The following is a 603-nucleotide window of genomic DNA, read 5'->3' as shown; positions in this document are numbered from 1 at the left end:
GGATTACTTGATTGAATGGCAAACTGACTGGGTGAAACGCTTCGGCATTGATGGTTATCGCGTCGACACGGTGAAACACGTCGAAGGTGAAGTTTGGAAGCGTCTAAAAGAGGAAGCATCGAACAGCCTAGAACAGTGGCGTAAAGAGAATGGCAAATCAGGTCAGCCGTTCTGGATGATGGGCGAAGTCTGGGGACACACCGCGTATCGCAGCCCTTATTTCGATGATGGTTTTGACGCGTTGATCAACTTCGATATGCAGAAGAAGCTCGACAAAGGCGCGGCGTGCTTTAGCCAAATGGCAGACACTTACCAAAGCTATGCGGACACTATCGCGAACGAGAAAGACTTCAACCCAGTCAGTTACATGTCTTCTCACGATACGGAGTTGTTCTTCTCACGTTTTAAAGATTACGGCATGCAACGTAACGCCGCGAACGCATTGCTCCTTAGCCCAGGAGCGGTTCAGGTTTATTATGGCGATGAAGTAGGCCGTAACATTGGCCCTTACGCGGATGATTTCCACCAAGGCACACGTTCAGACATGGTTTGGAAGCTATCTGATGACAAACAAGCTTTGCTGAAACACTGGCAAACCCTTGG

General features: G+C 49.1%; 1 protein-coding gene. It reads left to right on the top strand.

Features of this window, described 5'->3' with window-relative positions; all coding sequences use genetic code 11:
- A partial coding sequence (locus R7Q48_RS28920) for an alpha-amylase family glycosyl hydrolase (RefSeq protein WP_318133791.1) occupies positions 1-603 on the top strand: 603 nt, incomplete at both ends.

The sequence above is a fragment of the Vibrio sp. 378 genome (genome assembly GCF_033339435.1).
Note: the sequence above shows the minus strand (reverse complement) of the source record. Positions and strands in the feature narration are given on the sequence as shown.